Raw genomic sequence first — 23,578 nt, 5'->3', positions numbered from 1 at the left:
GACCTCTTCTCAACAGTGGTTGGTGGCGGCGCGTCGAAGACCGGGGACGGTCCGAGCGTAGGTGGCCCTCGGAGCATTCACATGAAGACCATCACGATGAACCGCACGATCCGCGGCGGTGCCGCGGCCCTCGCCCTCGCCGGCCTTTCCATGGGCTTCGCCGGCACCTCCGCTCAGGCAGCGGACGCTTCCACCTGGGACGCCCTCGCGCAGTGCGAGTCCGGCGGAAACTGGAACGCGAACACGGGCAACGGCTTCTTCGGCGGCATCCAGTTCACGCAGCAGTCCTGGAACGGCGTCGGCATGTCCGGCTCCCCGGCGAACGCTTCGCGTGCCGAGCAGATCCAGGCCGGCGAGCGCCTGCTCGCCCAGCAGGGCTGGGGCGCATGGCCCGCCTGCTCCGCCAAGCTCGGACTCTCCGGCAAGGCTGGCGCCAACCCGGCCGCCGCCCAGGCCCCGGTCCAGCAGCAGGCTCCGCAGCAGCAGGCCTACCAGGCGCCGAAGCAGCAGGCTCCGGTCCAGCAGGCCCCGCAGCAGAACAGCAGCTCCTCCTGGTACACCTCCGGCCAGAAGACGGCCGGCTACCAGGCCCCGCAGCAGCAGGCCCCGGTTGAGCAGTCCGCCGACACGGTCGAGTACACGATCCAGTCCGGCGACACCCTCGGCAAGATCGCCGAGAAGTTCAACGTCAAGGGCGGCTGGAAGGCTCTCTACCAGGCCAACCAGGACAAGCTCATCTCCGCTGACCTCATCATCACGGGTCAGACCATCGAGATCCCGGCCGCCAAGTAGTCACGCCGCCCCCAAGGCGCTGACTGGGCCCATCAGCCCGAGGCCGTATCACGGAATCCCGTCCTTGTGCCAGTGGCATGAGGGCGGGATTCCTCTGTCTCGGCCGGATCGGCCCCGCGCGCAGACTCGTCCCTTCCCCACCCAGTAGATTGGTCAGCATGCCCCAGCACACGGTCACCATCAAGAAGCTCTCGCTCACCGAGTACGAGGCCGTCCTCGACGCGCAGCCCGCCGAGCTGTACATCCCTTTTGAGCAGTCCGCAGCCTGGACCCGCATCGACGCCGACAACCCCGCCCGCCAGCACTACGGCTTCTTCGCCTTCTACGAGGGCGACACGCTCGTGGCCTTCTGCTCCGTCTACCGGTTCATCCGCCGCATCCGCGAGTCGCTCGTGGTCCTCGCCGGCCCCACCTACACGTCCGAGCCGAGCGCCGAGCTCGAGCGCAGCACCGTCGAGGCCCTGCAGCACTACGTGGCCTCCGACCCCGCCGTGAACATCCTCTACCTCCGGATGCACCTCCACCACCCGGAGAGCATCAAGGGAGCGCAGCTCTCCATCGAGCGGGGGATGTTCGAGCGCGAGGTCGTCGTCGACGTCGCGGGCAAGTCCCCCGACGAGCTCAAGAAGTCCTTCTCCTCCAACGCGAAGACCCGCATCAACCGCGCGGCCCGCGCCGGCGTCGAGATCCGGGAGGTCACGGAGAACCGCGGCCAGGTGTTCGAGGAGTCCTGCTTCCCGATCATGCAGGAGACGGCGGACCGCGACGCGTTCAGCCTCATGCCGCTCGAGGTGTACCGCTCCTGCCTCGAGGACGCGCCGGAGAACACGCGCCTCTTCATCGCCTACGCCCCTGCCACGGACGACCCGGGCGACGCGGAGAACAAGATCCCCGTGGGCTGGATGATGACCAACGAGTTCCACTACCGCGGCTGCTACTACTACGGCGGCTCCAACCTGCGCGCGCAGGAGACGAGCGCCATGTTCGCGCTCATGCACCGGATCCTGTCCGAGCTCGCGGCGACGGGCAATCTCGCCGTGGGCCTCACGGGCATCTCCTCCGAGCGGTACCCGGAGCTCAAGGGCGTGGAGAACTTCAAACTCCGGTTCTCCAAGCAGATCGTGGACTACCCGCGGCTCTACGACGTCCCGCTCAACGCCGCCCGCTACACCGCGGTCCGCACGGTCCTCAAGGCCCGCTCGGAGGGTCCGGACATGGCCCGTCAGGCGCTCGGCCGGGTCCGCAGCGCGGCGTCGGGCCTCCTCGGCACGGTGAAGTCCGCGGCGTCCCGCTCGGGCGCCGGCTCGGACTCCTCCGGGGCAGCAGGCTCCGCCTCGCGCACGGAAGCGCCGGCCTCCGGCTCCGAGCGCAACGGCTGAGGCCGCCGCCTCCACCCGCGCCGACATCCCGGAATACGGGTGACGCGCTTGTAGACTCGGGCGTAAGCCCTGAAGGTTCCCGCTCCAGACCGTCAGGACGGAGCGGGAATTTTCATTTCAGCTATATGAACGCTGAGTCATATGAACGACAAGGACCTGCACGTGCGCGCCCTCTCCAGTCTCACCGCCTCTGCCCGCGACGCCTTCTCAGCTCCCAGGCGCCCCCAGCCCCGGCCGCTCGCCGTGCGGGCCACGCCCTTCACGGCCCGCCGGATCTCCGCTGAGGAGCTCGCCGAGGTCCACGCCGGCTTCCCGGCCGAGTGCACCGTGCCGTTCGAGCAGGGCAGCACGTGGAGCCGGATCTTCGAGGGGAACCCCTTCGCCCGCCTCGGAGGCATGTTCGTCATCGAGGACCAGGACGGCGCGGCCGTGGCCACGTGCCTCATCACGGAGCGGGGAGAGGGCGCCAGCCGGCAGGCGGCCGCCGACGACGGTCCCGTCTTCGCCCGCGAGCCGGACGCCGCCACCGAGGCCGGGGTCCTCAACGCGCTCGTCAGCGCCCTCCAGTCCGAGCCCGCGCCCATCCCCTTCGTCCTGCGCATCCGGATCCGCCACACCGAGGCCCTCGAGGGCGTCCGCCCGTCCATGGGCCGGGGCATCTTCGAGCGGGAGGTCGTGGTGCCCCTCGCCGACGCCCCGGTGCCTCTGGAGAAGGCCTTCTCCTCCTCGGCGAGGAACACGGTCCGCAAGGCGCGGCGCCAGGGCGTCGTCGTGCGCGAGGTCACCGAGAACCGGGAGGACGTGTTCGAGCGGGAGTGCCACCCGGTGCTCGCCCAGACCGCCGAGCGAGACGGGTTCGGGGCCCTCCCCGTCTGGTACTTCCGCCGGCTCCTCTCCCTCTTCCCCGAGGAGGTGCGCCTCTACACCGCAGAGGTTCCGGGATACGAGGGATGCGCCGCCTGGGCGATGAGCAGCGCGCACCGCGGCTGGGGGACGTACCTGCACGCGGCCTCGACCTCGGAGGGGCAGAAGGCGGGCGCGCCCTCGCTGCTGCTCACCACGCTTCTCGAGAGCCTCCGCGAGCAGGGGTGCACGGGCGCCTCGCTCACCGGCATCGGCTCCCCCGCCTGGCCCGAGCTCGCACGGCTCGAGGGCTTCAAGCTGAAGTTCTCCAAGACCATCGTGGAGCACCCTTCCTGCATGGACATCCCCCTGACGAAGCGCTATGACACGGAGCGGCGGCTCATCGAGGCCCGCAAGCTCGCCCGGCGGGTCCGCTCGAGGGCTCGGCAGGCCCTCGGCGACCTCGCGGGCAAGATCCGTCCCGACGGCGCGCCCAGGAACGCCTGACACAATCGACGGGTGACTTCCCCAGCACTCTCCCTGTACCGCTTCGTCGCCCGGTCCGAGGCCGTGACCTGGGCCCTGCTCATCGTCGGCATGGTCCTCAAGTACGGCACCAAGACCACGGACCTGGGCGTGAGGATCGCCGGAATGCTCCACGGCGTCGTGTTCATCGCGTTCATCGTGGTCACGGCGGCCGTGTGGATCGACAACCGCTGGTCCGTCAAGCGCGGCCTCCTCGGCATGGCCTCGGCCGTCCCGCCCTTCTTCACGCTCCTGTTCGAGGCCAACGCGGAGAAGCACCGCGCCATCGCGCCCCGCTGGCGGCTGGCCCCGAGCGGCGAGCCCCAGACCGCGTCCTCCGCGCCCGAGCGGGCCCTCGCCGAGCTGCTCGCCCGCCCGGGGGTCGCCGTCCTCGTCCTCGTGGTGCTCGTGGCGGCGCTGACCGCCGTCGCCCTCCTCGTGGGGCCGCCCGCCTCGAGCTGACGGCCTGCGCGGGACGGGCCCGCCGCCGGTTCCGGGCGTGCTGCCGTCCCGGGCGCCCTGCCGTCCCGGTGCGGCGCGGAAGCCGTGAGGCTCCTCACGGGCCGTTCCGGGTTCTCCGAACACCCGATAGACTCATCGGATGCCCTCCCCCACCCCAGAGCCCCAGGACACCCGTGTGCCGGAGAGCGCGCCGGCGCCCAGCACGTTCGCGGTCATCGCCGTCCTCCTCGCGGCCACGTTCGTGGTCATCCTCAACGAGACCCTCATGAACGTGGCCCTGCCGCACCTCATGACGAGCCTCCACATCGCCGAAGTCTCCACGGTCCAGTGGGTGGCCACGGCCTTCATGCTCACCATGAGCGTGGTCATCCCCACCACCGGGTTCCTCCTCGCGCGGCTGTCCACGCGGCAGGCGTTCACCCTGGCGATGGGCCTGTTCACCGCCGGCACGGTGGTGTGCGCGGCGGCGCAGTCCTTCCCCGTGCTCATCCTCGGCCGCGTGGTCCAGGCCTCGGGCACGGCCGTCATGATGCCCCTGCTCATGACCACCATCCTTCAGCTCGTGCCGCCGGCGCGGCGCGGGGCGGTCATGGGCAACGTGTCCATCGCCATCTCCGTGGCGCCCGCGATCGGCCCGGCGCTCTCCGGCCTCATCCTGCAGCACTTCCCATGGCGGGCGCTGTTCATCATGATGCTGCCCATCGCCGTCGTCATGCTGTGCGCGGGACTCGCGCTGCTCAAGAACGTGGGCGAGCGGAAGGCGATCAAGCTGGACGTCCCCTCGGTGCTCCTCACCATTCCGGGGTTCGGCGGGTTCGTCTACGGGATCAACGAGATCGCGGTGCACCCCTCGCCCGTGACCGTCGGCGCGCTCGTCGTGGGCCTCGCGTGCATCGCGGCCTTCTGCCGCCGGCAGATCGCGCTCCAGCAGGGCCGCGAGCCGCTCCTGGACCTGCGCGTGTTCGCGTACAAGCCCTTCGCCAAGGGCCTCGCGCTCATGACCATCTCGATGATCGCCATGTTCGGCACGATCATCCTCTTCCCGCTCTACATGCAGCAGCTGCTCGGCAAGGACTCGCTCACCACGGGTCTGCTCATGCTGCCGGGTGGCCTCATCATGGGGCTCGCGGCTCCGCCGGTCGGCCGGCTCTTCGACCGCATCGGCCCGCGTCCGCTCGTGGTCACCGGCAGCGCTGTGCTGCTCGCGTCCACGCTGGTCATGAGCCGGTTCGACCACACCACCTCGATGTGGCTCGGCCTCGCCGTCTACACGGTGTTCTCGGCAGGCCTGGCGCTCATCTTCACGCCGGCGTTCACGTACTCGCTCAACCCGCTGCCGCCGCACCTGTACTCGCACGGCTCGGCGACCCTCTCCTCGCTGCAGCAGCTCTCCGGCGGGCTCGGGGTGGCTCTGCTCACCGGCGTGATGCAGGCCGCGCGGCTCGTGCACCTCAAGGGCGGAGACGGCGGCCCGGCCGCGCAGACGTCCACCGCCGAGGCCGGGCTCATGACCGCGTTCCTCGTGGCCGCGGTCTTCGCCGCGGTCGGCGTGGTGCTCGCCTCCCGCATGCGGGACAAGGGCACGACGGCGGACTCGGCGGAGCCGCAGCCCGTCAGCGCGTAGCGCGGACCCGGCTCTGACGGAGAGGTTCCGGCTGAGCCTGTCCGGCAGAGGCTTTCGCGTGGGAGAGGGCTCTCAGACGGAGACCACCGGCCGGTAGTGCTCCACCACCGGCTTCGGGTCGTAGAAGTGGTGGAGGGCGGCCCGCCACTTCTCGAAGAGCTCCGAGCCCCGGAAGCCCTCGGTGTGGTCCTCGAGGGTCTCCCACTTCACCACCATGAGATACGTGCTGGGCGACTCCACGCCGCGCGAGACCTCGAGCGAGACGAACCCCTTCGAGGCGGAGATGTAGGACTTCGCCTCCTCGAGCGCGGCCTCGAACTCCTCTTCCTTGCCCGGGATGACGGGGAGCAGTGCAGATTCGACGATCATGCGTTCATCTTGGCACACCGGCTCCCCCTGCGCGTTCGCGCCAGCTTCTTCGGCTCAGGCACACCGGCTTCCCGCGCTTGCGCACCCGCTTCCTCAGCTTGCGCACCCTCTGGTGTCAGTTTTCCGGCCGAATCCTGACACCAGAGGGTGCACAAGCCGCTCAATCCAAGACGGCCCGTATCAGCTGGGCGTTGCCGGAGGCAGGCGTGCCGTCGGGAAGCACCAGCGAGTCCTCCAGTCCCGCCCGGGTGTCCAAGCCGAGACTCACCGCGAGCGCCGCAGCCGTCCAGGCGGACCGCTCCTCCCCGTGGAGCAGCAGGGGCAGTCCGGGCTCCGCCTCCCGGACGGCACTCACGAGCCCGCGGGCAGTGTCCTCGACTTCGTGCGCCGGAATGTCCTGCACCTCCACGAGGACCCGCAGGCACCGCCCCCGCAGCGGCGAGGCAAGCCAGGCTCGCAGCCCCTCCGCGTGCCAGACGCCGGCTTCCACCCCGATGCCCCGGCTGAGAAGCAGCTCCGCCGTCTCCTCCGCCCCCGGCTCGTGCCAGTTCACAGAGGCGAAGTCCGGCCGCTCTTCCGGCAGGTCACTCCACGCGCGGAGCTCGGCGAGACGCTGTGCGGGGTCGGGCGCGCTCCAGGCGCCGGTGGTCACGCCGACAGGCGTGTTCGGGCACGCCTCGCGCATCGCCCGGACCCACGCCGAGACGTGCGCAGCGGCGAGGCTGTCCGCCCCGTCGTCGTCTTTGGGATGGACGTGAAGGGCTCCCGCGCCGGCCTCCGCTGCGGCCGCAGCCTCTCGGGCCATGGCGACTGGGTCCGCGCTCAAGGCCGGGTGCTCGTGCGCTCCGCGCGCTCCGTTGAGACAGGCTTTGACCAGCATCCGGCCAGCCTACGGGGAGCGGAATCCGCGCGGAAGGCTCCTACACCGCCTCGGGGCCTCGGTAGCTCCCGGGCAGGAGGTCGGCGACGGCGACGCTCCGCAGCCCCTCCTCCGTGGGGACGATGACCCGCCATGCGGGGTGGTAGTCGGACAGCACCTGCCGGTCCCGGCCGCAGGGCGCGAGCACGCCGCGCCCGTGACAGCCCACGGCCGCGATGCGAGTGATCTCGCGGGCGCCGCCGGCCCTCGCCGAGCCGAGGGCCACGAGCTCCGCGCAGGGCCCGCCCGTGAAGTGGTAGAGGTTCACGCCGGGGAAGACGCGCCCCTCGGCGTCCATGACGGCGGCTCCCACGGTGTGGATGCCGTCGGCGTCGGCGGAGTCGGCGTCTGTGTTCGCCTCGATGACGGTGCGGGCCGCGTCGAGGAGGCGCAGGTCCTCGTCGTCGAGCTCACGGGCGGTGGGGAAATCCATGTCCTCAGTATCCACGGCCCCGAGTCCGAAACAGGCACCGTGAAGAGGCCGCCGTTCCCGGCCGCGCCCGCAGAATTGTTAGGCTTTCGAATCGAATAGAGCCATCGGCGCCAGAGAGCGCGCCGCAGAATGCGCATGACAATGGGGGTCAGCACATGAACACGAAGACGACGGCGGCCGCAGCAGCCCTTCTCCTGGCCGTGGGCCTGAGCGCGTGCGGCGGAGGCTCCGGCTCAGAGGGCGGCTCGGACGGCAGCTCGGCGCAGAGCTCCTCCGGAGGCGCCGCCTACAACGAGAGCCCCGGCGAGGAAATGACCGTGGGCAAGAGCGTGCGCATCGGAAACTCGGACACGCATGTGACGCTCGTGAAGGCGCCCGCCAAGTTCAGCGGATGCACCGGCACCGCCGCGCCGGACAAGGGCAAGCACGCCGTAGCGTACGAGCTCAAGCTGGAGACGGAGAAGCCGAGCGGCGCGATCGCACTCCAGGGCACCTGGACGGCAGAGGGCAAGAAGACGGAGGAGGTGGACGGTCTCCTCGGAGACATGTGCCAGGACCCCTCCAAGCAGTTCCCCCTGGACTGGAAGGGCAAGAAGCAGGTCACGGCCACGAAGGTGTTCATCGTCCCGGACGGCGCCACCAAGCTGGTTCTGACGACGGTCGAGAACAAGAAGTACACCTTCCCCGCCGTCTGACCCGGGCCCGCCGGGAGCTTGTGCACCCTCTGGTGTCAGTTTTCCGGCCGAATCCTGACACCAGAGGGTGCGCAAGCGGAAGAACAGGGTGCGCAAGCGACCCAGGTCAGAACGGCCCTCTCCGCCGCCCTCCGGCCTCCTACGCCGCGCCCGTGAACACGAGCCAGAGCAGGACCGCGTTGAGCACCGCCACCGCGCCGGAGCACGCCCACGCGGTTCCGGCCAGGATCCGCCCGCTGCGCAGCCGCCCCATGACGGACGCCCGCGAGGTGAGCCAGGCCAGAGGGAACACCGCGAACGGGATGGCCATGCTGAGGACCACCTGGCTGACCACGAGCGCCGCCGTCGGATCCGCGCCGGAGACCATGACCCCGATGGCCGGAACCAGCGAGACCGCCCGGCGCACCCATGCCGGCACGGTCCGTCCCAGGAGGCCGCCCATGACCACGTCTCCCGCATAGGCCCCCACTGTGGTGGAGGCGAGCCCCGAGGCGAGCAGCCCTACGGCGAACACCGCGCCGGCCACCGCCCCGAACCGCCCCGCGATCGCGGCGTGCGCTCCCTCGATCGTGTCGGTGCCGTCTGCGCCCTGCAGCGCCGTCGCCGCCAGCACGAGCATCCCGATGTTGACGAGCCCGGCCACCGCGAGCGCCACGCCCACGTCGAACCGTGCGGCGCGCAGGCGGGTGCGGACCGGAAAGGGGTCCCCCGCAGCGCCGGCCCCATGCCGGTGGACCGCCAGACCCGAGTGCAGGTAGATCGCGTGCGGCATGACCGTGGCGCCGAGCATCGACACCGCCACGAACACCGAGCCCTGGTCCGCGAAGCGCGGGACGAGTCCTCCGGCCAGCTGAGACGGCGTCGGCGGCGCGAGGAACACCCCGAAGAGGAAGCCGGCCGCCACGACGGCGAGGAGCGCGACGACGGCCTTCTCGAACCGCCGCTGTCCCCGTCGGTCCCGGATCCGCAGCAGCAGCACCGAGACCGCGCCCGTCAGGATGCCGCCGAGCCACAGGGGCACGCCCCAGAGGATGTGCAGGGCGAGCGCGCCGCCGATCACCTCGGCCACGTCGGTGGCGATGATGACCGCCTCCGCCTGCAGCCAGTAGAGGATCCGGCCGGGCGTCCCCAGGCGCGAGGCCAGGTGCTCGGGGAGCGAGCGGCCCGTCACGAGCCCCAGCTTCGCCGCCAGATACTGCACGACGGCGGCCATGGCGTTCGCCAGCACGAGCACCCAGAGCAGCAGAAAGCCGTACTGGGTGCCGGCGGTCATGTTCGCGGCGACGTTCCCCGGATCCACATAGGCCACGGCCGCCACGAGGGCCGGGCCGAGCAGGCGGATCCAGTGGAGTTTAGTCACCTCTAAATCGTAGGACGCACCCGGCTCGACCCTCAAACGGGCCGCTCTGGGCGCACGCCACTCCGCAGGCCGTCAGCGCAGGAGTGCGCCCGCGGGAACCCAGGCCTGCCTTGACGCCGCGCGTCAGTCCTCGAACACGATGACCTGTCGCACGGCCTTCCCGTCCGCGAGCGTGTCCATAGCGGCGTTGACGTCCTCGAGCCGGATGCGGTCCGAGACGAGCTCCTCCACAGGCAGCTCGCCCTTGCGCCAGAGGTCCTCGTAGCGCGGGATGTCACGCGAGGGGACCGCCGAGCCGAGGTAGCTGCCGATGACCGTCCTCGCCTCCGCCGTGAGGAGCAGCGGACGGATGACGGACTCCGCCTCAGGGTGCGGCAGGCCGACCGTCACCGTCCGGCCGCCGGGAGCCGTCGCGTTGAAGGCGGTCTCGAACGCGCGGGGGTGGCCTGCGGCCTCGACCACCACATCGGCTTTCACACCCTTCTCCGCCAGCTCCTCGGGCGAGTACGCCTCGTCCGCGCCGAGCTCACGGGCCCTGGCCAGCTTCCCGGGGTTGGCGTCCACCCCGATGACCGTGCCCTTCTTCAGGCCCACCGCCGTCATGAGCGCCGCGATCCCCACGCCGCCGAGACCCACCACCATGACCGAGTCACCGTCCCGCGGCTTCCCCGCGTTGACCACGGCCCCGCCTCCGGTGAGCACGGCGCAGCCGAGGGGCGCCGCGGCCTCCGGCGGGACGTCGGAGCCGATCTTCACCACGCTCGCCTGGTTCACCACCGCGTGCGTGGCGAACGCGGACACGCCGAGATGGTGCAGCACGCGGCCGCCGTCGTCGTCGTGAAGGCGCACCTGCTCGCCGCCGCCCGGGAGGAAGCCGGCGTTGTTGGACTCGGTGCCGGGGATGCAGGGGAGCGTGCCGTCGGTCCGGCAGTGCGCGCACTCGCCGCAGCGGGGGAGGAAGACGGCGACGACGTGGTCGCCCGGGGCCAGCCCCTCGACGCCCTCGCCGACCCGCTCGACGACGCCCGTGCCCTCGTGGCCCAGCAGCATCGGCAGGGGCCGCGGGCGGTTGCCGTCCACCACGGACAGGTCCGAGTGGCACACGCCTGCGGCCGTCATGCGGAGGAGGACTTCGCCGCGCTCCGGCGGATCCAGCTCGAGCTCGCGGATCTCGAGCGGACGGGACTCGGCGTACGGGCGCTCGGCCCCGGACGTGGTGAGGACTGCTCCGCGGATCTTCATGGCGTCTCCCAGGGGTGAGGGGTGGGGACCGAGGTTGTGCGGGCCCGCGAGACTGACGATAGTCCCGCGCGCTCATCCCGAGAAGACGCCCGCGGATCTCCCTCAGCTCCTCCCGATCTCGAGGTGCCTTCCCGCCCACTGCTTCCGCAGCCACCTGTCGTGCGAGGCGACGACGACGGCGCCGGGGTACGAGGGCAGCGCCTGTTCGATCTCCGTGACGAGGGTGAGGGAGAGATGGTTCGTGGGCTCGTCGAGCAGAAGGATGTCCGGCGGATCCGCGAGAAGAACGGCAAGCTCGAGGCGCCGCTGCTGCCCCAGGCTGAGCGAGCCGAAAGGGAGATCCTCATCCCTCGCCCTGAACAGGCCGTATCCAGCCAGAGGCTTCTGCTCCGCTCGCTCAGCACCGACATGCTTCGCGTAGAGCTCCCGGGCAGTCTGATGCGGCATCGCACCGCTCAGCACTCCGAGCTCGGTTTCCTGGGCGAGGAGGGAGACGGTCACCCCGGGACCAAGCCAGAGAGAGCCGGACGACGGCGCCCTCAGGCCGGCGATGAGCGAGAGCAGCGTGGACTTTCCAGCTCCATTGGCCCCAGTGACCAGCCACCGCTCGCCGCTTCGGATCTCCGCGGAGACCGGCTGGAGGCGTTGCGCCTCCTCGACATCCTGCATCGCGGCGAGAAGCTCGCCCTCGCCGTGCCGGGCGGCCCCGCCAGGATCGAGTCCCTCGAACCGGAGTGGTCGGGGCGGCTTACGCACCTGCTCGGCCTCCAGCTCGAGCAGCCGGCTCCTGGCATCGCGCACTCGACGCGAGACCACCGTCGCGTTCCGGTCGGAGTAGAACTTCACGGCTCCGCGAGCCTCTGTCCGCGGTCCCGCGCCGGGATGGCCCACGGTGTGGCTTGTGCGCAGCTTCTCCCGCAGAAGACCAAGCTCCTCCTGTTCAGCGCGGTACTGTCTCTCCCACTGCTCTCGGACCCGAGCCCTCTCGCCGAGGTAGTCCGAGAAGCGACCCGTGAAGTGAATCGTGCCGATCCCGGTGCCGGCCCCTCCTTGAAGAAGGGACTCCACGGCGCTGTGAGCCAGGGGCGTCGGCTCGAGATCAACCAACGAGGTCACGGCTTCCTCGAGAAACGCCCGGTCATGGCTCGCGGTCAGCACGGGACTTCTCCATCCCCGCAACACCTCGACCAGGTGCGCCGTCGCGTTGTCGTCGAGGTGGTTGGTGGGCTCGTCCAGGAGAAGCACGTCCGGCATGCTCAAGAGGACCCACGCGAGCGAGAGCCGTGCCCGCTGCCCTCCTGAAAGCTCGCTCGTGAGCCGCCCGCGCGGAAGAGCCGAGAGTCCGAGACCGCTCATCATCGACTCCACCCGCGCCTCGAGGCTCCACACGTCGAGCCGCTCAGCCTCGTCGAGGGCAGCGGAGTAGGCGCGGGCCGGGTCGGGATCCTCGGGAGCGTCGGCGAGTCGCGCGGCCAGAGTCTCCAGCCGGGCCGCCACGGCCCGCTGGGGCTCAACGGCCTCGTCGAGAGCCTGGCCGACCGTCTGTCGCGGGCCGAACGGCGGCGCCTGATGGAGCAGGCCTCGTCGGGGCCGTTCGATCCCCGGGATCGAGACCCGCACGTCTCCTGCGTCCGGGTCCAGGGCACCCGCTGCGATCTTGAGCAGAGTCGACTTGCCGGAGCCGTTCTCTCCGACGAGGCCCACGCAGCTTCCGGCTGACGCCGTGAACGAGACGTCGGTCAGAACCCGGCGGTCTCCGAAGGAGTGCGAGACGCCGTCGAGGCGGAGGTGACCGCCGAGAGCGCGAGCGTTTGAGATGGAAGAAGGTGTAGTGAACACAGACATCCCCGTGTCGGTGGTGTTCGCCCGGCGGGCACAGGCCTCGAGCCGAGCAGGACGGGGATTCACAAGTTCATGGCGTCAGCCTAGGACTGTCCTCCGAGCCGCGGCAACCCCCCTCCCCTCGAGTTCCCCACACCCCTGCCCACACGTGTGCACACGAGTTATCCACAGGTGTGCATTAACTCTGGACAACGGGTTGAACCTTGCCCTCCACAGCCGCGGAACGGCGGGAAACACACGCGGGGAATCACAGGCGTGTCAGATGCCCACACTGTTGACAACAGGTGTGGACAACCCCCTTCTCCCCCGGAATCGCACGGATGTTCGACAGTGGACAGAGCTCTCTCGAACGCTCCTCGAACGCACCGTCCCCATCGCCCTCCACACATGTGCACAGAGTTATCCACAAGCTGGGGACAACCCTCGAACATCACCGAAGTGATTCGCCGAAACCCCCGAATCTGTGCGCCAGTTGTGAAAAAGCGCCTCCCGAACCGGGAGGCGCTTGTGGACAACGCGTGTGGATGAGCGGGGACAAACAGACGGTGGGGAAAGGCCGGGCGGCCCCCGGCGTCGTCGTCGCCCTCCCCTCGCGCGGGAGAGGAGGAGGTCAAGCCCCCGCAGGAGGCGGAGGCGGGGGCGGAGCCTGCCCGCCGAAGGGCTGAGGGATCCTCCGCAGCCGCCGCCGGGCCCACGGGGCGATAACAGCCGCCGAATACAGCAGTCCCCCGATGAAGCCGCCCACGTGGCCCTGCCAGGAGATGTTGGGGACCATGAGCGGGACGAGGGCGTTGAGCCCGAGGAGCGCGAGGGTCCCGGCGATGTTCTGCCGCAGGAGGAGCTGGAGCACGAGCACTCCGCCGATGAGGCCGAAGATCCCGCCGGACATCCCCACCGTGTAGGCGCCCTGGCTCTCCCAGAGGAGCACGCCGACGCTGCCCGCCAGAATGCTCGCCAACAAGAGCCCCGCGAAGCGCAGGCTGCCGACCATCGGCTCGATCATCCGCCCGAAGATCCACAGCGAGAGCATGTTGGTCCCGATGTGGGCCAGGGAGGACGGGTCGTGGAGGAACGCACTCGTGAGGAGCGTCCACGGCTCGTCCGCGGCATAGCGCGCCTTGAGCCCGTACTCGTAGTCCAGGCCGGGCACGGCGAACTCGGCGAGCTGCACTGCGACGCAGACCGCCATGACGGCGAAGGTGACGGGCATGGACGAGCGGGCGGCCCGCGCACGCCTGTGCACGGGCCGCCCGCTCGGCTCAGACCACGGCCGCTGCTGGTCCGGGGTCAAGAGGCGTCCTTACTTGACGTCGATCTTCTCGATGATGACGTCCTCCACCGGGCGGTCCGCCCCGCCGGTCTTGACGCGGTTGAGCTCGTCGACGACCTTCTTCGAGGCCTCGTCCGCCACCTCGCCGAAGATCGTGTGGCGGCCGTTCAGCCACGGCGTCTGGACCGTGGTGATGAAGAACTGCGAGCCGTTGGTGCCGGGGCCGGCGTTGGCCATGGCGAGCAGGTACGGCTTGTCGAACTGCAGCTCCGGGTGGATCTCGTCCTCGAACTGGTAGCCCGGCCCGCCGAAGCCCTGGCCGAGCGGGTCGCCGCCCTGGATCATGAAGTCCGGGATGATGCGGTGGAAGATGGTCCCGTTGTAGAGGGGGGTGCCGGACTGCTTCTCGCCCGTGGCGGGGTGCGTCCACTCCTTCGAGCCGTCCGCGAGGCCCGTGAAGTTCTGCACCGTCTTCGGCGCGTGGTTGCCGAAGAGGTCGACGACGATGTCGCCGTGGTTCGTCTTGATCGTGGCCTGCTGGGTTGCGTTAGCGTTCATGCCCCCAATCTTCGCACTGTTCCGCCCCTCGGCGGCAGAGTTCGACGGCGGCGAACATGGGCATAGCCTGAAAATCCGCGTCAGAAAGGCCTCTCGCCTAGAGTTTGGCGGCACCGGCCCTCTAGGCTGAGGACGGAAACCACCCAACCTAGGAGACCCGATGTTCAAAGTGAAGAAGAAGCGCAAACCGGCCACTCTCGCTGACGCGGTCGCAGAGCAGTACAACAAGTACGCCCCGATGGTTCAGGAGCGCGTCCAGAACACGCTCGACGATGTGACCCCGGTGATCCAGGACAAGGTTGAGACCCTGCAGCCCAAGCTGCAGAACCTGGTGGAGACGGTCGAGGCCAAGAGCCAGGACTTCCTCGAGCGCGCCGAGAAGTCCCTCGGCAACGCCCAGGAGGCTGCGGCCGAGCGCGCGGAGCAGATGAAGAAGCAGGCCGACGCGTACACGAAGGACGCCAAGAAGCAGGCGAACTCCTACTCCAAGGACGCCAAGAAGCAGGCGGCGTCCTACAAGAAGGACGCCCAGGCGCGTCTGCAGAACGCCAAGGCGCAGGCTCAGGCGCAGCACCTCGCCCCGGCTCAGGCCAAGGGCGCGGACGCCGCGGCCAAGACGGCCGAGGGCATCGCGGCCCTCTCCATCCCGGCCGGCCTCGAGAAGGCCTCCAAGAAGTACACGGGCCGCTCGCTCAAGGCCATGCAGAAGCAGGCCGCCGCCCAGGCCAAGGAGGCCGCCAAGGAGGCCCGCAAGGCCGCCAAGCAGAACGCCCGCGCCCAGAAGGGCAAGGGCGGTCTGGTCTTCGGCCTCATCGTGACGGCCGCTGTGGCGGGCGCCGCGATCTGGAAGGCCGTTCAGCCGATCGAGGATCCCTGGAAGCGCGCCACGGTCGAGCCGAAGAAGGACGGCGAGACCCCGGTGGAGACCACCGCGCAGGCCCAGCAGGCCCGCCGCGCCGTCACCCCGGAGCCCGGCACCACCACCACGGAGCTGCCGAAGCCGCGCGCCGCTGAGTAAGCCGGCACAGCGCCTCCCCTTCAAGGCGCCGAGCTGACGAGGGCCCCCGATCCGCACGGATCCGGGGCCCTCTCTCTGTCTCCGGCACGCGGAGGCCACGTCCGCGGACGGCCGCCTCCCCTTTCAGCTCAGAACGACGACGGCGTTCCGGTCCCCGCATAGAGGTGGCGCACGCCGGGGGCGTTGGGGTCGTCGAACCGCTCCCCCTCCAGCTTCGAGGGGAGGCAGCACATGACGAGCAGCGCGAGCGCCCCGAAGGGCACCGTGAGGAGCAGGCACAGGAAGCCCGTCAGGCCCGCGTCCTGGAGGCGGCGGACCATCATGGAGATGCACGGGATGAGCAGGGCGTAGTGGATGAGGAGGAACGGGGTCAACGCGAACACCGCCGGCCCCTGCATGAACTCGCGGGGCGAACCGCCGGCCAGCGCCAGCTCGAGCGAGAACATCGCCGCCGTCATCACTGCGTTGACCAGGAACTGGGCCAGCATGCTCCACCAGAACTCGGAGCGGCTCGAACGGCCCTGGAACTTCAGCCAGCGCTTGAAGAACCGGACCACCGCCTGAACGGGCCCCGCCCCGTAGAGCGGGAGGTCCAGGTTGTCCGGGGTTCCTCCCACGGGGCTGCGGGTCATGCTCAGTAGGCCGAACCGTTCTGGCCGTAGCCCTGGACGCCGGCAGCACTGGCGTCGTCGAAGCGCCGGCCGAGCGGGTTGCTGTTGAAGATGCACATGATCATGAGCACCAGGCCGCCCAGGAGGGGAAGCAGGAAGAAGAGGGCAAAGAGCCCGGACTTGTTCGTGTCATGGAGTCGCCGCACCGTGAGAGCGATGGTCGGGATCAGGACGGCCAACCCGAAGACGTAGGAGAGAACCTCGATGGTGTTGCCCAGAGCGTTCATGTGGTCAGTCGGACCGCCGAAGAGGGACTGGACGAACCCGAGGACGAAGGCCACGATGAAGCTGAAGAACTGCCACCACCAGTACTCAGAACGGCTGGAACGGCCCGCGAACTTGAAGTAGCGCTTGAAGAAGCGGGTGATGGCCTGGCCGATGCTCGCTCCGTAGAGGGGCAGGTCCAGGTTGTCCGGCATGCCGCCGGAGTTGTCCATGGCCGCCTGCGGCCCGCCGAAGTCGCCCTGAGTACCGTAGCTGTTGAACTGTGGCTGATTCTGTCCCGCGAAGGGACCGGGTGCGGCGTTGTTGCTCATGGGGACAACGCTACAACGCTCCCTGCGCCCGTCCTCGATGGAGCGGCCCTCGACGCCCCACAACAGGCAGACAGGAAGGCCCGGCACCCTGAGGGTGCCGGGCCTTCCTGTCTGTCTTGCAGGGCAGCAGTCAGCGGGAGATCAGAACGAAGAGCCGTTCTGGCCGTTGCCGTAGGGTGCGCCGTACTGGCCCGACTGGCTGCCGTAGCCGCCCTGGCCGTAGGACTGCTGGCCATAGCCCTGGTAGCCGTTTCCGCCGAAACCGCTCTGACCGGCGAACTGTTCGCGAACGCCAGGCGCGTTCTGATCGTCGTAGAACCTGCCTTCCGGCTTCGAGGGAAGCGCCCACAGGATGATGAGGGCAATCGAGCCGAAGAAGGGAAACACCGCCAGGAGCCAGAGCCATCCCGACATCCCCGCATCATGGAGGCGGCGAACCCCAGAAGCAAGGTTGGGAACCAGACAACCGGCCATCACAATGAAAAGAAGCCCCGAGAGAAGCACGCCAAACGGGTTCGCATCGCCCGTCGTCCGATCCGTGCCGACAGTGGCCATAAGGATCATCAGGCCGTACTAAACAACCATCACGACCAATGACATCCACCAGAACTCCGAGCGGCTCGAGCGCCCGTGGAAGTTCGCATACCGCTTGAAGAAGCGGGTGAACGCCTGCGGCAAGGTTGCACCATAGAGCGGCAGGTCGAGGTTCTCCGGGGTGCCCCCGACCGGCTGGCCCAGGGTCGCCCCCTGGACGCCATAGCCCGGCTGACCATACGGCTGCTGGCCGTAGGGCTGCGAGCCGTAGCCGCCCTGGCCGTATTGAGCGCCATCGTGGCCTCCGTACGCAGGCATGCCGGATCCGGAGTCCTGGCCGTAGCTGTTGAACTGAGACTGGGCCTGGCCCTCATAGGGGCTCTGAGAATCGTTGCTCATGCTCGGAACACTAACAATTCCTATAGGTTGCCTTGAAATTCTGTTTGCCCTTCAGGCCGCAGGAAAACCTTCTCGATCCCAGCCATCGCCACGAACAGTGCGGACGGTCTGCACAGACAGTCTGATCTAACTGTTCAAGACCGGGTAGACTCGGATCATGACAGCAGACAGCCTGACCATCACCCCAGAAGAGGTACGCGCAGAACAGGCCCCGGCTTCAGGACGGCCTGACTGGCTGAACCAGATCGCAGCGTACGTACAGCGCGCCGCTGCCGAAGGAGAGCTCGTCACCCTCACCGCGAAGCGACGCATGCTGACACCCGCACAAGTCGCAGACCGCACCGGCATGTCTCGCTCAACGATCTCCCGGAAGATCTCCTCAGGCGAACTGCGCGCCGTCAAGGTGGGCAACCGCAACCGCATCCCCTACGAAGAGTATCTTCGGTTCTGGACGGCCACGATGGGCGAACTCGTTGAGGCAACGAGTGAAGACCTGAGAGCTGATCTCTTCGCCTGAGATGCCTTCTGACCAGCAGATCCCCGCCGACGACTCCGGCTGAATTCCATCGCGCGATCGCGCGCCAGCATCCACGGCTCTTCGCCGCGCATGCGGACCTCTACGAAACAGAACCAATGCGCTCAGCCCACTCCGAGCCGAGGACGCTGTGCCGTGGCGACCGGCAGGTCTTGAGCGGTCTCCACACTGAACAGACAGCGGGCCGCTTCCGCCCCCTGGATCCCAAACCCTAGAAATCCCAGTCGTCGTCGCTCGTGTGCTCCGCCTTCCCGATGACGTAGCTGGACCCGCTGCCGCTGAAGAAGTCGTGGTTCTCGTCCGCGCCCGGCGCCAGAGCCGCAAGGATCTCAGGGCTCACGCGGGTCTCCTCAGGGAGGAAGCGGGCGGGGTAGCCGAGGTTCATGAGGGCCTTGTTCGCGTTGTACCGGACGAACGCCGCCACGTCCTCCATGAGCCCCAGCGGCTCGTAGAGCTCGCCCGAGTACCGGAGCTCCAGCTCGTACAGCTCCTCGAGCAGGCCGTAGGTGAACTCCTCCATCTCCGCGCGGGTCTCCGGCCCGTGCGCCTCGAGCCCGCGCTGGTACTTGTAGCCCGAGTAGTAGCCGTGGACCGCCTTGTCCCTGAGGATGAGGCGGATCATGTCCGCGGTGTTCGTGAGCGTGGCCCGGACGGAGAAGTGCAGCGGCAGGTAGAACCCCGCGTAGAGGAGCAGCGAGGAGAGGAGCGTCGAGGACACCTTCCGCTTGAGCGGACTCGGCCCGTAGTAGTGCTGCAGGACCTTCTTGCAACGCTCCTGGAGCAGGTCGTTGCCGATGGCCCAGCGGTACGCGTCGTCGATCTCCGGGGTGCTCGTCAGCGTGGAGAACACCGAGGAGTAGGAGCGCGCGTGGACCGACTGCATGAAGGCGATGTTCGTGTAGACCGCCTCCTCGTGCTCGGTGCGGGCGTCCTGGATCTGGCAGATCTCCCCCACCGTGGCCTGGAGGGTGTCCAGCATGGTGAGCCCCGTGAAGACGCGCATCGTGAGGGTCCGCTGCTCGGGGCCGAGGCTCTGCCAGGCCTGGAGGTCGTTGGAGAGCGGCACCTTCTCCGGGAGCCAGAAGTTTGCGGTCAGCCGGTTCCAGACCTCCAGGTCCTTGTCGTCCTGCACCCGGTTCCAGTTGACGGGCCGCAGCCGTGCAGCCGGATCGTGCCGGTATCCCGGCGGCGTCACCGAGTCCTCGGTCCCGCGCCCGGGTGTGCCCTGCTGCGGAGCTCCCTGCTGCGGAGCTCCCCGCCCCGGCGCCCCCTGCTCCGGCCGGCTCGCTGTCATGCTCATGCTTCTCTCCTCTGCTCGTTCTGGGGTGTGGGTGGAGTGCCGTCTGCTGAGGGCTGCTGCGCCCAGAACCGCTCGAGGCCCTCGCGGACGCGCGTGACGTCCTCCTCGGTCCCGAGCAGCTCGAACCGGTACAGCTCCGGCACGCCGCACTTGCGCGCAATGACGGGCCCCGCGATGCAGTAGTGCTCCCCGAAGTTCGTGTTCCCGGACGTGATGACGCCGCGCAGGAGCGCCCGGTTCGCCGGGTCGTTGAGGAAGGTCCGCACCTGCCGCGGCACCGCCCCGGCGAGGTCCCCTCCGCCGTAGCTCGGCACCACGAGCACGAAGGGCCGGCACACGCGGATCATCCCCTCGCGCCTCGGCCTGAGCGGGATCCGCACGGCTTCCCGGCCGAGCGCCTCGACGAACCGCTTGGTGTTCTCCGAGGCGCTCGAGAAGTAGACGAGGTCCGGGCTCTCCTCCGGCGCGAGCTCCCGCACCTCGGACCCTCCGGCTTCCGTCCCCTGCGCCCGCGGACGCTCCGCCCGGTTCTCTTCCGCGCTCGGTCCTTCCGCACGGAGTCTCCCCGCACGGGATCTCTCCGCCCTGGGCCCGTCCCCGTCAAGCATCCGTCCTCCTCAGCTCGCCTCTCCCTCGGAACAACTACGGTAGGACAATCTTGTCACTACGTCTAGACAAACATTAGAGTTGGACACGCCTTCGCGCCGTCGGGCGCGGGGCCCGAGGCGCTCGCCTCGATGAGTTTCACGCAGGAAAGGCGGTTGGGATGCGCACACGGAATCGGCTGAGGGGAAGGCTCGGGGCAGCGACGACGACGGCGGTCGCCGCGGCGCTCCTGCTCACAGGGTGCTCGGGGGCCCCGTCGGAGAAGAAGGCCGAGGGGAAGAAGACCGTGCTCACCACGTTCACGGTCCTCGAGGACATGGCGGAGAACGTGGCCGGGGACCACCTCGAGGTCCACTCGATCACCAAGCCCGGCGCAGAGATCCACGACTACGAGCCCACGCCCGGCGACGTCCGCAAAGCCGCCAAGGCAGACCTCGTCCTGGACAACGGGCTCGGCCTCGAGCGGTGGTTCGAGAAGTTCGCCAGGGACGCGGACGCCCCGCACGCCGTCGTCTCCGAGGGCGTGGAGCCGCTGTCCATCACCGAGGACGCATATGCCGGAAAGCCGAATCCCCATGCCTGGATGAGCCCGGCGAACGGGAAGAAGTACGTGGACAACATGGTCGCCGCCTTCGGCCGGCTGGACCCCGAGCATGCGGAGGACTACCGCCGCAACGGCGAGGCCTACAAGAAGCGCCTGGACGAGGTGCGGGCCGGGCTCGTCCGCACCCTGGCAGGTCTGCCGAGCCAGAAGCGGGCGCTCGTCACCTGCGAAGGCGCGTTCTCCTACCTGGCGAAGGACGCCGGCCTCACGGAGAAGTACCTCTGGCCGGTCAACGCGGAGCAGGAGGGGACGCCGAAGCAGGTGGCAGGCGTCGTCGACTTCGTGAAGAAGAACAAGGTGCCGGCGGTCTTCTGCGAGAGCACGGTCTCGGACAAGTCCATGAAGCAGGCGGCCGCGGCGGCCGGCTCGAGGTTCGCGGGCACGCTCTACGTGGACTCGCTGTCCGCCGAGGGAGGGCCCGTGCCCAGCTACCTCGCGCTGCTGCAGCATGACGCGGACGTCATCGCGCGCGGCCTGACCGGCCGGGGCCCGGGCGACAGCGCGGGCTCCGGCGCACCGGCAGGCGGCTCGGGCAGGCGCCCGTGAGGCCCGCGATCCGCGTTCGGGGCCTGACCGTCCGCTACGGCGACGTCGTCGCGCTCAAAGACCTCAGCCTCGCCGTCCCCGCCGGACAGGTCACGGCGCTCGTCGGGATGAACGGATCCGGCAAGTCCACCCTCTTCAACGCGATCACCGGGCGGCTGCGCCCGGACGCCAGCTCCGTGGAGATCGCGGGCATGCCGCCGGCCGCCGCTCGGGCCCGGGGCCTCCTCGCCTGCGTCCCGCAGAGCGAGGAGGTGGACTGGTCCTTTCCCCTCAGCGTGGAGGAGGTGGTCATGACCGGCCGGTACGGGCTGCTCGGCCTCACCCGGCGCCCCCGCGCGGCGGACCGCGAGGCCGTCCGGGTCGCCCTGGAGCGAGCGGGGCTCTCGAGACTCGGGCGCCGACAGGTCGGCAGCCTCTCCGGCGGCCAGCGGAAGCGGGTGTTCGTGGCGAGGGCCATCGCCCAGGACGCCCGGATCCTCCTCCTGGACGAGCCCTTCGCCGGCGTGGACCGCGGGAGCGAGGCCGCCGTGACCGGGCTCCTCCGCGAGCTCGCCGCCTCCGGGCGCACCGTGCTCGTGGCCACGCACGGCCTCGCCTCCCTGCCCCGGCTGGCGGACGAGGCCGTGCTCCTGCGCCGCAAGGTCCTGTACCAGGGGCCAGTCCGCGAGGCGGTGCGGCCCGAGCGTCTCGCCCTCGCCTTCGGCCTGGACCCCGCCGGGGAGGCCCCCGCATGAGCCCCCTCGACTGGATCCTCGAGCCCCTCTCCTACCCCTTCATGCTCCGCGCCCTCGCCGTCGGCATCATCGCGGCCACGGTGTGCGCGGTGCTCTCCTGCTGGCTGGTGCTCGTGGGGTGGTCTCTCATGGGGGACGCGGTCTCGCACGCGGTGCTGCCCGGCGTGGTCCTCGCCTACATCCTGGGGATTCCGTTCGCCGTCGGCGCGGTGGTGTTCGGGTTCCTCGCCGTCGGGCTCATCGGCGGGGTCCGCGGAGGAGGAAGGGTCAAGGAGGACGCGGCGATCGGCATCGTCTTCACCTCGCTCTTCGCCCTCGGGCTGGTGCTCATCTCGGTGACGCCCAGCCACACCGACCTCAACCACATCGTCTTCGGCAGCATCCTCGGCACCTCGGGCGAGGACCTGCTCCAGGTGGCGGTCCTCGCCGCCGTGTCCCTCACCGTGCTGCTGCTCAAGCGGCGGGACCTCACGCTCTTCGCGTTCGACCCCGTCCACGCCTTCGCCATCGGCCTCTCGCCGCGGCGGCTGGGGTGGCTGCTGCTCGGGCTCGTGGCGCTCACCTCGGTCATGGCGATCCAGGTGGTGGGGGTGGTGCTCGTCGTCGCGATGCTCGTCATCCCCGGTGCCACCGCCCGGCTCCTCACCGAGCGGTTCAGCCGGATGCTCGTCCTCGCGCCCGCGCTCTCGGCGCTCTGCACGGCGGGCGGCATCCTCGTGAGCTACTGGGCGGACGCCTCCCCTGGAGGCCTCGTGGTGCTCGCCCAGGGCGCGGTCTTCGCGGCGGTCTTCCTCCTCAGCCCGCGTCACGGCCTGCTCCGCCGGAGAACGACGACGGCGGCCGCCCGCCGCCCCAGCCCGCGGGGGACTCAGGCGCCCTTGACCGAGACGTAGAGGGCCGAGGCCGCCTCGCGTCCCAGCTGGACGGGCTCGCCCAGGACCTCGCGGTCTCGGGCGGGCCCGTTCTTCGCGTCCTTGCCCTTGCCGTCCTTGCCCTTGTGGCCGTGCTTCTTGGAGCCGCCCTTCTTGGCAGCCGACCGCGCCCGGACCTCGAGCGCCCCGGAGAACGGAGCCCCCTCCTCGACGGCCAGGACCGCGCCCACCACGATCCCGTGGCTCGCGAAGAACTTGAGCAGGTCCGGGTCCGCGTCCGAGATCCTCTCGACGACGACGTCCCCGCCCGCACCCGTCTCCGAGAGCGGCGCCGCATCCGGGACGCTCATAGTGCCGTCCGCCGACGGGATGGGATCGCCGTGGGGGTCGCGCGTGGGGTGCTCTAGGAACGCGTCGATCCGCTCCACCATGAAGTCGGAGACCGCGTGCTCCAGGGTCTCGGCCTCGTCATGGACCTGGTCCCACGAGTAGCCGAGGACGCTCACGAGGAAGGACTCGATGAGCCGGTGGCGGCGGACCATGGCCAGCGCGTGCGTCCGGCCGGTGTCCGTGAGCTCCACCGAGCCGTAGCGCGCGTGACTCAGCAGGCCCTGGGCGCTCAGCCGGCGCAGCGCATCCGAGACGGAGGAGAGCTTCAGGCCGGTCTGCTTGGCAATGAGCGTGGGGGTGACGGGCTCGTCCGTCCACTCCGTCAGGCTCCAGATGACCTTGAGGTAGTTCTGGGCGCTCGTCGAGAGCTCGGAGACCGTCATGGGGCCATCGTATCGGGGCGGGTGCTCACCGCACCCCAGTTGACGTGCGATCCTGGTCTCCGCCGGTCGCGTCGTCCTGGGGCGTCACCCGGTGAAGACAAAAGCGACGGCCAGCCCTCAGGCCAGCCGCCGCTGTC

The 23,578-nt window shown here is 69.5% G+C and carries 26 protein-coding genes; 11 read left to right on the top strand and 15 right to left on the bottom strand.

Features of this window, described 5'->3' with window-relative positions:
* Window positions 1–81: 81 nt before the first annotated feature.
* The 5 genes from H9I38_RS07745 to H9I38_RS07725 all read left to right on the top strand — a co-directional run bounded on the left by H9I38_RS07745 (window position 82) and on the right by H9I38_RS07725 (window position 5,625).
* Window positions 82–792: a transglycosylase family protein gene (locus tag H9I38_RS07745; RefSeq protein WP_226338210.1), complete on the top strand. Its 711-nt coding sequence runs from the start codon at window positions 82–84 to the stop codon at window positions 790–792.
* A 158-nt stretch (window positions 793–950) separates the two neighbouring features.
* On the top strand, window positions 951–2,171 hold the full coding sequence (locus tag H9I38_RS07740) for a lipid II:glycine glycyltransferase FemX (RefSeq protein ID WP_226338209.1): 1,221 nt from the start codon (window positions 951–953) through the stop codon (window positions 2,169–2,171).
* A 141-nt stretch (window positions 2,172–2,312) separates the two neighbouring features.
* Window positions 2,313–3,521, top strand: coding sequence for a peptidoglycan bridge formation glycyltransferase FemA/FemB family protein (locus tag H9I38_RS07735; protein WP_226338208.1), 1,209 nt, complete (start codon window positions 2,313–2,315; stop codon window positions 3,519–3,521).
* A gap of 12 nt (window positions 3,522–3,533) precedes the next feature.
* Window positions 3,534–4,001: a DUF3817 domain-containing protein gene (locus H9I38_RS07730; protein ID WP_226338207.1), complete on the top strand. Its 468-nt coding sequence runs from the start codon at window positions 3,534–3,536 to the stop codon at window positions 3,999–4,001.
* Between the two features lie 139 nt (window positions 4,002–4,140).
* Window positions 4,141–5,625 (top strand): MDR family MFS transporter, encoded by a 1,485-nt coding sequence (locus H9I38_RS07725; protein WP_226338206.1) that lies wholly within the window; start codon window positions 4,141–4,143, stop codon window positions 5,623–5,625.
* Between the two features lie 72 nt (window positions 5,626–5,697).
* On the opposite strand, the gene H9I38_RS07720 is transcribed toward H9I38_RS07725, so the two are convergent.
* From H9I38_RS07720 to H9I38_RS07710, 3 genes are all read right to left on the bottom strand, one after another.
* On the bottom strand, window positions 5,698–5,994 hold the full coding sequence (locus H9I38_RS07720; protein WP_226338205.1) for an antibiotic biosynthesis monooxygenase family protein: 297 nt from the start codon (window positions 5,992–5,994) through the stop codon (window positions 5,698–5,700).
* Window positions 5,995–6,154: 160 nt separating this feature from the next.
* A complete protein-coding gene (locus H9I38_RS07715; RefSeq protein ID WP_226338204.1) occupies window positions 6,155–6,874 on the bottom strand; it encodes a 3-keto-5-aminohexanoate cleavage protein in 720 nt (239 codons plus the stop codon).
* A 40-nt stretch (window positions 6,875–6,914) separates the two neighbouring features.
* On the bottom strand, window positions 6,915–7,346 hold the full coding sequence (locus H9I38_RS07710) for a cytidine deaminase family protein (RefSeq protein WP_226338203.1): 432 nt from the start codon (window positions 7,344–7,346) through the stop codon (window positions 6,915–6,917).
* Window positions 7,347–7,501: 155 nt separating this feature from the next.
* Between H9I38_RS07710 and H9I38_RS07705 the strand changes: the two genes are divergently transcribed.
* Window positions 7,502–8,041, top strand: a complete 540-nt coding sequence (locus H9I38_RS07705; RefSeq protein WP_226338202.1) for a hypothetical protein — start codon at window positions 7,502–7,504, stop codon at window positions 8,039–8,041.
* Between the two features lie 139 nt (window positions 8,042–8,180).
* Here the strand turns inward: H9I38_RS07705 and H9I38_RS07700 are convergent, their stop codons facing one another.
* The 5 genes from H9I38_RS07700 to H9I38_RS07680 all read right to left on the bottom strand — a co-directional run bounded on the left by H9I38_RS07700 (window position 8,181) and on the right by H9I38_RS07680 (window position 14,313).
* Window positions 8,181–9,401: an Nramp family divalent metal transporter gene (locus tag H9I38_RS07700; RefSeq protein WP_226338201.1), complete on the bottom strand. Its 1,221-nt coding sequence runs from the start codon at window positions 9,399–9,401 to the stop codon at window positions 8,181–8,183.
* Between the two features lie 123 nt (window positions 9,402–9,524).
* Window positions 9,525–10,643, bottom strand: coding sequence for a zinc-binding dehydrogenase (locus H9I38_RS07695; protein ID WP_226338200.1), 1,119 nt, complete (start codon window positions 10,641–10,643; stop codon window positions 9,525–9,527).
* Between the two features lie 102 nt (window positions 10,644–10,745).
* The gene (locus tag H9I38_RS07690) at window positions 10,746–12,488 is read right to left on the bottom strand and encodes an ABC-F family ATP-binding cassette domain-containing protein (RefSeq protein ID WP_413463534.1); all 1,743 of its coding nucleotides are present in this window, start codon (window positions 12,486–12,488) and stop codon (window positions 10,746–10,748) included.
* 607 nt (window positions 12,489–13,095) lie between these two features.
* The gene (locus tag H9I38_RS07685; protein WP_226338196.1) at window positions 13,096–13,776 is read right to left on the bottom strand and encodes a rhomboid family intramembrane serine protease; all 681 of its coding nucleotides are present in this window, start codon (window positions 13,774–13,776) and stop codon (window positions 13,096–13,098) included.
* Between the two features lie 9 nt (window positions 13,777–13,785).
* A complete protein-coding gene (locus tag H9I38_RS07680; RefSeq protein ID WP_226338195.1) occupies window positions 13,786–14,313 on the bottom strand; it encodes a peptidylprolyl isomerase in 528 nt (175 codons plus the stop codon).
* Window positions 14,314–14,473: 160 nt separating this feature from the next.
* On the opposite strand from H9I38_RS07680, the gene H9I38_RS07675 reads away from it, so the two are divergent.
* Window positions 14,474–15,331, top strand: coding sequence for a hypothetical protein (locus H9I38_RS07675; protein ID WP_226338194.1), 858 nt, complete (start codon window positions 14,474–14,476; stop codon window positions 15,329–15,331).
* A 128-nt stretch (window positions 15,332–15,459) separates the two neighbouring features.
* On the opposite strand, the gene H9I38_RS07670 is transcribed toward H9I38_RS07675, so the two are convergent.
* The 4 genes from H9I38_RS07670 to H9I38_RS07655 all read right to left on the bottom strand — a co-directional run bounded on the left by H9I38_RS07670 (window position 15,460) and on the right by H9I38_RS07655 (window position 17,471).
* Window positions 15,460–15,963 (bottom strand): DUF805 domain-containing protein, encoded by a 504-nt coding sequence (locus tag H9I38_RS07670; RefSeq protein ID WP_226338193.1) that lies wholly within the window; start codon window positions 15,961–15,963, stop codon window positions 15,460–15,462.
* A gap of 2 nt (window positions 15,964–15,965) precedes the next feature.
* Window positions 15,966–16,538, bottom strand: a complete 573-nt coding sequence (locus tag H9I38_RS07665) for a DUF805 domain-containing protein (protein WP_226338191.1) — start codon at window positions 16,536–16,538, stop codon at window positions 15,966–15,968.
* A 141-nt stretch (window positions 16,539–16,679) separates the two neighbouring features.
* The gene (locus tag H9I38_RS07660) at window positions 16,680–17,093 is read right to left on the bottom strand and encodes a DUF805 domain-containing protein (RefSeq protein ID WP_226338189.1); all 414 of its coding nucleotides are present in this window, start codon (window positions 17,091–17,093) and stop codon (window positions 16,680–16,682) included.
* Between the two features lie 18 nt (window positions 17,094–17,111).
* Window positions 17,112–17,471, bottom strand: coding sequence for a DUF805 domain-containing protein (locus H9I38_RS07655; RefSeq protein ID WP_226338186.1), 360 nt, complete (start codon window positions 17,469–17,471; stop codon window positions 17,112–17,114).
* A gap of 157 nt (window positions 17,472–17,628) precedes the next feature.
* On the opposite strand from H9I38_RS07655, the gene H9I38_RS07650 reads away from it, so the two are divergent.
* Window positions 17,629–17,988 carry a helix-turn-helix domain-containing protein gene (locus H9I38_RS07650; RefSeq protein ID WP_226338185.1) on the top strand — a complete coding sequence of 120 codons (360 nt, stop codon included), beginning with the start codon at window positions 17,629–17,631 and terminating at the stop codon, window positions 17,986–17,988.
* A 229-nt stretch (window positions 17,989–18,217) separates the two neighbouring features.
* On the opposite strand, the gene nrdF is transcribed toward H9I38_RS07650, so the two are convergent.
* Both nrdF and nrdI read right to left on the bottom strand, forming a co-directional pair.
* Window positions 18,218–19,306 (bottom strand): class 1b ribonucleoside-diphosphate reductase subunit beta, encoded by a 1,089-nt coding sequence (gene nrdF, locus H9I38_RS07645; RefSeq protein WP_226338184.1) that lies wholly within the window; start codon window positions 19,304–19,306, stop codon window positions 18,218–18,220.
* On the bottom strand, window positions 19,303–19,785 hold the full coding sequence (nrdI, locus tag H9I38_RS07640) for a class Ib ribonucleoside-diphosphate reductase assembly flavoprotein NrdI (protein ID WP_226338183.1): 483 nt from the start codon (window positions 19,783–19,785) through the stop codon (window positions 19,303–19,305). Before nrdI ends, nrdF begins: the two co-directional genes overlap by 4 nt.
* Window positions 19,786–20,072: 287 nt before the next feature.
* Between nrdI and H9I38_RS07635 the strand changes: the two genes are divergently transcribed.
* The 3 genes from H9I38_RS07635 to H9I38_RS07625 are packed head-to-tail and all read left to right on the top strand — an operon-like array spanning window position 20,073 to window position 22,689.
* Complete coding sequence (locus tag H9I38_RS07635) at window positions 20,073–21,062, top strand: metal ABC transporter substrate-binding protein (RefSeq protein ID WP_226338181.1); 990 nt, start codon at window positions 20,073–20,075, stop codon at window positions 21,060–21,062.
* The gene (locus H9I38_RS07630) at window positions 21,059–21,796 is read left to right on the top strand and encodes a metal ABC transporter ATP-binding protein (RefSeq protein ID WP_226338180.1); all 738 of its coding nucleotides are present in this window, start codon (window positions 21,059–21,061) and stop codon (window positions 21,794–21,796) included. Before H9I38_RS07635 ends, H9I38_RS07630 begins: the two co-directional genes overlap by 4 nt.
* Entirely contained in the window at window positions 21,793–22,689 is an 897-nt protein-coding gene (locus tag H9I38_RS07625) for a metal ABC transporter permease (RefSeq protein WP_226338179.1), read from the top strand. Before H9I38_RS07630 ends, H9I38_RS07625 begins: the two co-directional genes overlap by 4 nt.
* Here the strand turns inward: H9I38_RS07625 and H9I38_RS07620 are convergent.
* Window positions 22,665–23,441 carry a metal-dependent transcriptional regulator gene (locus H9I38_RS07620; RefSeq protein ID WP_226338178.1) on the bottom strand — a complete coding sequence of 259 codons (777 nt, stop codon included), beginning with the start codon at window positions 23,439–23,441 and terminating at the stop codon, window positions 22,665–22,667. The genes H9I38_RS07625 and H9I38_RS07620 overlap by 25 nt on opposite strands.
* Window positions 23,442–23,578: the final 137 nt, after the last annotated feature.

The sequence above is a fragment of the Arthrobacter sp. UM1 genome (assembly GCF_020483305.1).
Classification (GTDB): Bacteria; Actinomycetota; Actinomycetes; order Actinomycetales; family Micrococcaceae; genus Falsarthrobacter.
Note: the sequence above shows the minus strand (reverse complement) of the source record. Positions and strands in the feature narration are given on the sequence as shown.

Bases quoted from the DNA above. Each gene is read 5' to 3' on its own strand.
- H9I38_RS07745 (WP_226338210.1), top strand. From the start codon at position 82: ATGAAGACCATCACGATGAACCGCACGATCCGCGGCGGTGCCGCGGCC.
- H9I38_RS07740 (WP_226338209.1), top strand. From the start codon at position 951: ATGCCCCAGCACACGGTCACCATCAAGAAGCTCTCGCTCACCGAGTAC.
- H9I38_RS07735 (WP_226338208.1), top strand. From the start codon at position 2,313: ATGAACGACAAGGACCTGCACGTGCGCGCCCTCTCCAGTCTCACCGCC.
- H9I38_RS07725 (WP_226338206.1), top strand. From the start codon at position 4,141: ATGCCCTCCCCCACCCCAGAGCCCCAGGACACCCGTGTGCCGGAGAGC.
- H9I38_RS07720 (WP_226338205.1), bottom strand. From the start codon at position 5,994: ATGATCGTCGAATCTGCACTGCTCCCCGTCATCCCGGGCAAGGAAGAG.
- H9I38_RS07715 (WP_226338204.1), bottom strand. From the start codon at position 6,874: ATGCTGGTCAAAGCCTGTCTCAACGGAGCGCGCGGAGCGCACGAGCAC.
- H9I38_RS07710 (WP_226338203.1), bottom strand. From the start codon at position 7,346: ATGGATTTCCCCACCGCCCGTGAGCTCGACGACGAGGACCTGCGCCTC.
- H9I38_RS07705 (WP_226338202.1), top strand. From the start codon at position 7,502: ATGAACACGAAGACGACGGCGGCCGCAGCAGCCCTTCTCCTGGCCGTG.
- H9I38_RS07695 (WP_226338200.1), bottom strand. From the start codon at position 10,643: ATGAAGATCCGCGGAGCAGTCCTCACCACGTCCGGGGCCGAGCGCCCG.
- H9I38_RS07690 (WP_413463534.1), bottom strand. From the start codon at position 12,488: ATGTCTGTGTTCACTACACCTTCTTCCATCTCAAACGCTCGCGCTCTC.
- H9I38_RS07680 (WP_226338195.1), bottom strand. From the start codon at position 14,313: ATGAACGCTAACGCAACCCAGCAGGCCACGATCAAGACGAACCACGGC.
- H9I38_RS07675 (WP_226338194.1), top strand. From the start codon at position 14,474: ATGTTCAAAGTGAAGAAGAAGCGCAAACCGGCCACTCTCGCTGACGCG.
- H9I38_RS07670 (WP_226338193.1), bottom strand. From the start codon at position 15,963: ATGACCCGCAGCCCCGTGGGAGGAACCCCGGACAACCTGGACCTCCCG.
- H9I38_RS07665 (WP_226338191.1), bottom strand. From the start codon at position 16,538: ATGAGCAACAACGCCGCACCCGGTCCCTTCGCGGGACAGAATCAGCCA.
- H9I38_RS07660 (WP_226338189.1), bottom strand. From the start codon at position 17,093: ATGGCCACTGTCGGCACGGATCGGACGACGGGCGATGCGAACCCGTTT.
- H9I38_RS07655 (WP_226338186.1), bottom strand. From the start codon at position 17,471: ATGAGCAACGATTCTCAGAGCCCCTATGAGGGCCAGGCCCAGTCTCAG.
- H9I38_RS07650 (WP_226338185.1), top strand. From the start codon at position 17,629: ATGACAGCAGACAGCCTGACCATCACCCCAGAAGAGGTACGCGCAGAA.
- nrdF (WP_226338184.1), bottom strand. From the start codon at position 19,306: ATGAGCATGACAGCGAGCCGGCCGGAGCAGGGGGCGCCGGGGCGGGGA.
- H9I38_RS07635 (WP_226338181.1), top strand. From the start codon at position 20,073: ATGCGCACACGGAATCGGCTGAGGGGAAGGCTCGGGGCAGCGACGACG.
- H9I38_RS07625 (WP_226338179.1), top strand. From the start codon at position 21,793: ATGAGCCCCCTCGACTGGATCCTCGAGCCCCTCTCCTACCCCTTCATG.
- H9I38_RS07620 (WP_226338178.1), bottom strand. From the start codon at position 23,441: ATGACGGTCTCCGAGCTCTCGACGAGCGCCCAGAACTACCTCAAGGTC.